The following is a 6,923-nucleotide window of genomic DNA, read 5'->3' on the forward strand; positions in this document are numbered from 1 at the left end:
GGGTCACCCCGGAGGCCGTACGGCGCTCAACTCCCCTTCGGGCCGCTCCAGTCGGCCTGGACGTGCCCCAGCCGGACGCGCTGCGGATGGTCGCCGACCGGCACGGACAGCACCTTCCGGCCGCTGGCGAAGTCGATGGCCGTGACCTGGTCGGCACCGGCCTCCGAGATGACGCAGTCCTTGCCGTCGCCGCTCACGGTCGCCCAGTACGGCGTGGAGGCGGTGATGAGCGGGCCGACGTCGAAGGAGGCCCGGTCGACCACGGTGGCGTAGTTGTCCATCGTCCCGGCGACACACAGTTTGGTGCCCTCGGGGTTCATCGAGATGCCGTGGTGGCGCGAGTCCAGCAGCCAGGTGGTGCGGTCCGGGTTCGTCGCCGGGTTCTCCGGCAGGGTCTTCACCCGGGTGATCTTGTCGGCCGCGACGTCGTACTCCAGGAAGCCGTTGAAGAACGACACCTGGAAGTACAGCTTGGACCAGTCGGGCGGGAAGGCGGCGGGCCGGACGGCGTCGGAGAAGTCCTTCAGCCCGATCGCGTCCAGCCGCTGCCGCATGTCGATCGTCCTGACCTGCTTGAACGTGGTCGCGTCGACGACGGTGATGTGGCGGTCGCCCTTCGTCCAGTCCCAGCCCGGGTCGTCGAGGGACGTGGTCACCTCGCCGATGGACATGTTCCAGATGTACTTGCCGCCGTTGGTGAAGAAGTTCTCGTGCGGCTTGTCTCCGGTGCCGAACTCGCCCAGTTCCTTACCGGTGTCGATGTCCAGCACCTGCACCTTGTTCGCCGTCGAGGCCGAGACCGCGACGCGGGTGCCGTCGGGTGAGACCGCCATGTGATCGGCGCGGTACCCCGCCACCGGGAAGCGCCAGTTGATTTTGTCGGTGGTCAGGTCGATGGACACCACGTCGGCGAAGCTGGGCCGGGAGACGACCACGGACTTTCCGTCGGGCGCGGAGTACATGTCGTCCACGTACTGGTCGTGTCCCTCGCCGACCTGGTTGCGGATGGACGTGTAGTAGATCCACTTGATCGGGTCGGCGTTGATCTCGGCCAGCCGCTCCGCCTTGTCGGGGACGACGTTGATCCGGCCGATCTTCGCGAAGTCGCCGGAGGACTTGATGACATCGGCGGTGCCGTCCCAGTTGTTGCCGACGAACAGCACCTCACGAAGACCGTCGGCGGCGCCGCTCGCGGCGGACGCGGCGGTCGCCGGGCCGGCGACGGTCAGGGCGAGGGCGGCGGCCACGGAGCACAGGTGCCTGGTTCTGGAGGCAGGCATGACTGCTCTCTTTCCTCGGGGGGTGTGCGGGGAATCTGAACACGGGCGCATTCACAGTGAACTTACTGAAAAGTAAGGAAGCGATGGGCTGCTCGACAAGATGTGTGCACGACAAGATTGGGTGACCGGTGGCGGACGGAGGGGGAACACGTGGCGGGCAGGATCAAGGCGCCGACGGGCCGCTACGGCGGCAGATCCGCCGAGGAACGGCAGGCCGAGCGGCGCCGGCGCTTCCTCGACGCGGCCCTGGAGCTGTTCGGCGGCACCCCCGGCTACCGGGGCACGACGGTTGCCGCGCTGAGCCAGGCCGCCGGCCTGTCGACCCGCCAGTTCTACGAGGAGTTCCGCACCCTGGAGGACGTCCTCGCCGCGCTGCACCTCGAGGTCAACGGCTGGGCCGAACAGGCCGTACTCGACGCGCTCGCCACGGCGGACGGGCTGCCGCTAGCCGAGCGGGCCGGCGTGCTCTTCCGGGCCTACGCCCGCGACGTCACCTGCGACCCGCGCCGCATCCGCATCACCTTCGTGGAGATCGTCGGCGTCAGCCCACGCCTGGAGGAGCAGCGACTGGCCCGCCGGGCCCGCTGGATCGACCTCATCCGCGCCGAGGCGGACGCGGCCGTCGTGCGCGGGGAGGCGGCGCCCCGCGACTACCGCCTCGCCGCGGCGGCCTTCATCGGCAGCGTCAACGGCCTGCTGCACGACTGGAGCGCCGGCTGGGTGGACGCCACGCTGGACGAGGTGGTGGACGAGCTGGTGCGGCTGCTGCTCGGAATGCTCCGGCCGGAGGGCTGGCGGCCCCGGGGCGGGTGACCGCGGCTCGCCCGGCGGACGGGGCCGGCTCCGGGGCGCGGTCCCCGTGACCGAAAGCCCGGGCCGCCGGACGGGCCCGGGGGCATCGACATCCGGACGCGGACCGATGCCAGGCCCGTGGCGCGCGGCCATCACGGGGCCGAGGGGCTCGACGCGCGCGTTCGGCCCGGAGCTGGTGTGCTGGATCAGGGGCCTGTCGTACCCGTTCTCCGGAGAAGCGCATGAGTACCTACCGAGTCGCGCAGGTGACCGCTCCGAACGGCACTTTCGAGCTGGTCGAACGAGAGGTGCCGCAACCCGGGCCGGGCCAGGTGAGGATCGCCGTGGAGGCGTGCGGGGTCTGCCACAGTGACGCCCTCTTCGTGAGCGGCGGACTACCCGGCGTGACGTTCCCCGAGGTGCCTGGGCACGAGATCGCCGGGCATGTCGAGGAGCTCGGCCAGGGCGTGCTGGATCGGGGCTTCAAGGTCGGTGACCGGGTGGCGGTCGGCTGGTTCGGCGGCAGCTGCGGGCACTGCAAGCCGTGCCGACAGGGCGACTTCATCGTGTGTCCGAACCTGAAGGTCCCGGGGTGGGCCTACGACGGAGGCTTCGCCGAGAAGGTGATCGCGCCCGCGGACGCCCTCGCCCGGATCCCGGAAGGCCTGTCGGCGACCGATGCGGGACCCATGGCCTGCGCGGGCGTGACCACGTTCAACGGGCTGCGGCGCAGCTCGGCCCGGCCGGGAGACCTGGTCGCCGTGCTCGGGCTCGGCGGTCTGGGGCACCTGGGGGTGCGGTACGCCGTCGCGATGGGCTTCGAGACCGTGGCGATCGCCCGGGGCGCGGAGAAGGCCGACTTCGCCAAGCAACTGGGGGCCCACCACTACGTCGACAGCACCTCCGGCACGCCGGTCGCCGAGGCCCTGCAGTCCCTCGGCGGCGTCCGGGCCGTCCTGGCCACCGCCGGGAACTCGGATGCCATCACGGCCACCGTGGACGGTCTGGCACCCCGCGGCGAGCTGGTGGTCATCGGAGCGGACAGCGCCCCGATGGGCGTCAATCCGGCCCAGCTGCTGATGGCCGCCCGCCTCGTCCGGGGCCACCCGTCCGGCACCTCGCAGGACGTCGAGGACGCCATGGCCTTCAGCGCCCTGCACGGCATCCGTCCGATGACCGAGACCGTGCCGCTGGACAACGCCGGCGAGGCCTACCAGAAGATGCTCGCCGGCAAGGCGCGCTTCCGGATGGTCCTCACCAACGGCTGACCCTGCGGGCCGGCTCAGGCCGGCTTGTCAGCCGCCGAGCCGCTCCAGTGCCGCGAGTACCGGGGCGGCACCGTCCTCGTCGCGGATGCGGGCGCCCAGGGAGCGCGCCCGCTCCCGGTACTCCCGCTCCCGGGTGGCCCGCACCAGGGCCGGGACCAGCGCGTCCACGGTGAGACGGCGCAGCGGTACGACGTCCGGGGCGACCCCCAGCGCGACCAGCCGGGCGGACCAGAACCCCGCGTCGAACTGGACCGGGACCGGTACGGCCGGCACCCCGGCGCGCAGCCCCGCCGCGGTCGTCCCCGCACCCGCGTGGTGGACCACCGCGGCCATCCGCGGAAAGAGCAGCGCGTGCGGCACGTCGTCGATGGTCAGCATGTCGTCCCCGGCGGCCGCGAGCCCGCCCCAGCCGCGCTGGATCACCCCGCGCAGCCCGGCCCGCCGCAGCGCCGCGACCACCTGGGCGCTGAGCCGGGCCGCATCCGGCACGGTGGCGCTGCCCAGTCCGACGAAGACCGGCGCCGGGCCCGCGTCGAGGAACTCCCTCACTCTGTCGGGGAGTTGCGCCTCCGTGTCGTACGGCCACCAGTAGCCGCTCACCGTGAGGCCGGTCCGCCAGTCCCGGGGCCTGGGCACCACCAGGGGACTGAAGCCGTGGTGCACCGGCCAGTGTCGGCGCTCGCGGGCCCGCCGCGCCGCGCCGGTGCTCATCGGGGGCAGTCCGAGCCGGGCGCGCACGCCGGGAACGGTGGCCGCGAACACATGCTCCACGGCGAGGCTCACACCGTGTCCGGCGAGCCGGTTGGCCGGCCCGCCCCAGCAGCCGCCGCCCAGCACCGGAGGCGCGAACTCGCCCGTCGCGGCGAGCGGTTGGAGATAGACGCCCATGCTCGGCAGCCGCAGTCCCTCGGCGATCGTGTGCCCGAGCGGGGCCAGCGAGGCGGACAGCAGCAGGATCTCGGCGTCCCCGGCAGCCGTGAGCAGATCCTCGGTCATCCGCCCGACCAGCCGCCGCGCCAGCTCCACCACCCGCAGGAGCTTCCCGGCACCGCTGGCACTGCGGTGCAGGCCCCGGCCGCGCGGCGACTCCAGCTCCGCCCGGGGATCGACCGGCAGCGCGTGGAACCGTACGCCGGAGCCCGCCACCAGCGGCTCGAAGCGGGCGTGGGTGACCAGGGTGACCTCGTGTCCGGCCCTGGCGAGCCGGTGTCCGAGCCCGGTGTAGGGGGCCACATCGCCCCGGGATCCCGCCGTCGTGATCGCAACGCGCACGAAGCCCAGTATGGCCGGTTCGTGCCTCGGCCACCGGCCTCCAGGTCTACGGCAAGGTCCTCTCCGGCACCGGCAACCGGGCCGTGGTCCTGCTCAACCGCACCTGCGCCACGCAGCACATCACCGTCCGCTGGTCCGACCTGGGCCTCACCGGGGCCACGGCCGGCGTGCGGGACCTGTGGGCGCGCAAGGACGTGGGCTCCTACGCCACGAGTTGCACCACCAGCGTCCCGGCGGGCGGCCCGGTGCTGCTCAAGGTCAGCGGCACCGAGGCGGCGAGCAGCGGCTACAGCGCCACGTCCTCCGGCACGTACACCGGCGTGAGCGCCGCGAGCACCGGCCTGGGCGTGGTCGACATCGCCTACACCAACACGGCCGCCACGCCCGTCACCGCGACCCTCCGGGTGGACGGCCAGACCCCGACGACGGTCTCCTTCCCGCCCACCGGCACCGCCCAGGGCACGGTCTCGGTCCAGGCGCACCTCACCAAGGGAGCCGCCAACTCCCTGACCTTCACCGGCGGTCCGGCCCTGGGCGGCATCACGGTCCACCCGATACCCGGCACCGACGGCACCCTCCTCGTAGGCCGACAGTCCGGCCGGTGCGCCGACGTCCACGACAACACCCTCACCAACGGCACCCAGGCCGAGCTGTGGGACTGCAACGGCGGCGCCAACCAGGCCTGGACGTACACCTCCCGCAGGGAACTCGTGGTCTACGGCGACAAGTGCCTCGACGCCTACAACCTCGGCACCACCAACGGCACCAAGGTCGTGATCTGGGACTGCAACGGCCAGGACAACCAGAAGTGGACGGTGAACGCCGACGGCACGATCACCAACGTCCACGCGGGACTCTGCCTGGACGCGTACAACGCCGGCACCGGCAACGGCACGCCGCTGGTGCTGTGGAGCTGCAACGGCGGCGACAACCAGAAGTGGTCCCGGACCTGACCCACGGCGGCCCTACGCGGCGGCGGACACCACCAGCAGGCCCGCCGCCGCGAGCACCGCACACCCCAGCAGCAGACACGCCAGCAGGCGCTGCCGCAGCGCCCGGTACCGCGTCTCGTACGTCTGCCGAAGTTCCTCGGCGCGGTCGGCGGTGCGCTGCCACGACCGGCGGGACAGCGTCAGGTACTCCGCCTCGAACTCCCGCTCGAGCACCTCCCGTTGGGCATCGGTGAGCCAGCCCAGCCGGGACGCGGTGCGCGCCGCCGCCGTACGGCCCTCCTGCCGTGCGGCGGCGAGCAGCAGATGGCCCTCGATCTCCCGGACGAGGGACCGCTCTTCCTGCGCCGTCATGGTGCGCTCAACTCCCGTGGCCGATCCGGCGTTTCGCTGTGGTGCAGGTCGAAGGCAGGGGACTCGCTGCGGATGCGCGGCAGGGTGAGGAAGTTGTGCCTCGGGGGCGGGCAGGAGGTCGCCCACTCCAGTGAACGGCCGTAGCCCCAGGGGTCGTCGCTCTCGACCCGCTCGCCGTACCTGGCCGTCTTCCAGACGTTGTAGAGGAACGGGAGCATGGAGGACCCGAGCAGGAACGAGAAGATCGTCGAGACCGTGTTGAGCGTGGTGAGCCCCTCGGCCGCGAGGTAGTCGGGAATCCGGCGCTGCATCCCGTTCGTGCCCAGCCAGTGCTGGACCAGAAAGGTGCCGTGGAAGCCGATGAACAGCGTCCAGAAGGTGATCCTGCCGAGGCGCTCGTCCAGCATCTTTCCGGTCCACTTCGGCCACCAGAAGTGGAAACCGGCGAACATCGCGAACACGACCGTGCCGAAGATGACGTAGTGGAAGTGGGCCACCACGAAATAGGTGTCGGAGGTGGCGAAGTCGATCGGCGGCGAGGCGAGCATCACACCGGTCAGCCCGCCGAAGACGAACGTGACAAGGAATCCCGTCGCCCAGAGCATCGGCGTCTCGAAGGAAAGACTGCCCCTCCACATCGTGCCTATCCAGTTGAAGAACTTCACACCGGTCGGCACGGCGATCAGGAAGGTCATGAAGGAGAAGAACGGCAGCAGCACACCGCCGGTGACGTACATGTGGTGGGCCCACACGGTCACCGACAGACCGGCGATCGCGATGGTCGCGGCGATCAGACCCATGTAGCCGAACATCGGCTTGCGGGAGAAGACCGGAATGACCTCGGAGATGATGCCGAAGAACGGCAGCGCGATGATGTACACCTCGGGATGGCCGAAGAACCAGAAGAGGTGCTGCCAGAGCAACGCTCCGCCGTTCGCGGCGTCGAACACATGGGCGCCGAACTTGCGGTCCGCCTCCAGCGCGAACAGCGCGGCCGCCAGGACCGG

At 71.3% G+C, this 6,923-nt stretch carries 6 protein-coding genes and 1 pseudogene; 3 read left to right on the plus strand and 4 right to left on the minus strand.

From position 1 onward, the window contains the following. Positions 1-26: 26 nt before the first annotated feature. Positions 27-1,280, minus strand: coding sequence for a YncE family protein (locus ACZ418_RS37670; protein WP_468372011.1), 1,254 nt, complete (start codon positions 1,278-1,280; stop codon positions 27-29). Positions 1,281-1,430: 150 nt separating this feature from the next. Between ACZ418_RS37670 and ACZ418_RS37675 the strand changes: the two genes are divergently transcribed. Both ACZ418_RS37675 and ACZ418_RS37680 read left to right on the plus strand, forming a co-directional pair. After that, the gene (locus tag ACZ418_RS37675) at positions 1,431-2,093 is read left to right on the plus strand and encodes a TetR/AcrR family transcriptional regulator (protein ID WP_468372013.1); all 663 of its coding nucleotides are present in this window, start codon (positions 1,431-1,433) and stop codon (positions 2,091-2,093) included. A gap of 221 nt (positions 2,094-2,314) precedes the next feature. Then, positions 2,315-3,340 (plus strand): alcohol dehydrogenase, encoded by a 1,026-nt coding sequence (locus tag ACZ418_RS37680; RefSeq protein ID WP_468372015.1) that lies wholly within the window; start codon positions 2,315-2,317, stop codon positions 3,338-3,340. Between the two features lie 27 nt (positions 3,341-3,367). Here the strand turns inward: ACZ418_RS37680 and ACZ418_RS37685 are convergent, their stop codons facing one another. Then, positions 3,368-4,612: a glycosyltransferase gene (locus ACZ418_RS37685; protein ID WP_468372018.1), complete on the minus strand. Its 1,245-nt coding sequence runs from the start codon at positions 4,610-4,612 to the stop codon at positions 3,368-3,370. Positions 4,613-4,629: 17 nt separating this feature from the next. Here ACZ418_RS37685 and ACZ418_RS37690 point away from each other — a divergent pair. Beyond that, a pseudogene (locus tag ACZ418_RS37690) lies at positions 4,630-5,565 on the plus strand (RICIN domain-containing protein); the annotation flags it as partial. Positions 5,566-5,577: 12 nt separating this feature from the next. On the opposite strand, the gene ACZ418_RS37695 reads toward ACZ418_RS37690, so the two are convergent. Both ACZ418_RS37695 and ACZ418_RS37700 read right to left on the minus strand, forming a co-directional pair. Further along, a complete protein-coding gene (locus ACZ418_RS37695) occupies positions 5,578-5,916 on the minus strand; it encodes a hypothetical protein (RefSeq protein ID WP_468372021.1) in 339 nt (112 codons plus the stop codon). Next, on the minus strand, positions 5,913-6,923 hold a 1,011-nt coding region (locus ACZ418_RS37700), incomplete at its 5' end, for a cytochrome c oxidase subunit I (protein WP_468372023.1). The genes ACZ418_RS37700 and ACZ418_RS37695, both read right to left, overlap by 4 nt.

The sequence above is a fragment of the Streptomyces sp. NPDC030820 genome (assembly GCF_055572075.1).

Bases quoted from the DNA above. Each gene is read 5' to 3' on its own strand.
- ACZ418_RS37670 (WP_468372011.1), bottom strand. From the start codon at position 1,280: ATGCCTGCCTCCAGAACCAGGCACCTGTGCTCCGTGGCCGCCGCCCTC.
- ACZ418_RS37680 (WP_468372015.1), top strand. From the start codon at position 2,315: ATGAGTACCTACCGAGTCGCGCAGGTGACCGCTCCGAACGGCACTTTC.
- ACZ418_RS37695 (WP_468372021.1), bottom strand. From the start codon at position 5,916: ATGACGGCGCAGGAAGAGCGGTCCCTCGTCCGGGAGATCGAGGGCCAT.